Source organism: Micromonospora sp. ABR4_055, from assembly GCF_056160425.1.
The window spans coordinates 1-589 of the sequence record NZ_JBSWXD010000352.1; the positions used below are offsets into that span (position 1 = coordinate 1).

At 75.7% G+C, this 589-nt stretch carries 1 protein-coding gene; it reads left to right on the forward strand.

Annotated elements, in window-relative coordinates; genetic code table 11:
• Positions 1 to 310 precede the first annotated feature (310 nt).
• The coding region (locus tag ACXAHD_RS32350; protein WP_475055215.1) for a hypothetical protein at positions 311 to 589 on the forward strand (279 nt) is incomplete at its 3' end.

The window sequence follows — 589 nt, forward strand, 5'->3', positions numbered from 1 at the left end:
ACCCGACCCCGAACGGGGGCGCGGAGGTCGGGCCGCCCGCCCTGCGCACGCAGCCACAAACGGCGGTACGCCCACAGGGCCGCTGGTACGGGCATCCGACGGCACACGTTCCGCCGAACGCCGACAATCGGGAGCACTCCTGGGTTGTGTGCAGTGGCCGACGGTGCCGCGTGCACCGGCCCGGCCGGGGCGTCGATGGGGATCGCCGAGGTAGCGCCGACCGTCGAAAGAGCAGCTGAGCGCCGCTCCACGGGATCGACGCCACCCCGGCGGGTCTCCCGCAAAGGCCGAGCTGGGGCACGATTTCGGCATGCCCGCACGTCAGTTCGAGCCGCACTACCGGCGCATCATGGCCGACATCCGGCAGCGCATCCTCCGGCACGACCGGGGCCTGGTCGTCGGGCAACCGGGGCGGCACGCACCGCTTCCAGCATCACAACCCCTTTCCGGGTACGTCCACTGTGTTGGCCGGTGGGCCTGGGCTTCTTCGCGGGGCCTGGGGGGGGGGGGGGGGGGGGGGGGGGGGGGGGGGGGGGGGGGGGGGGGGGGGGGGGGGGGGGGGGGGGGGGGGGGGGGGGGGGAGGGGAAA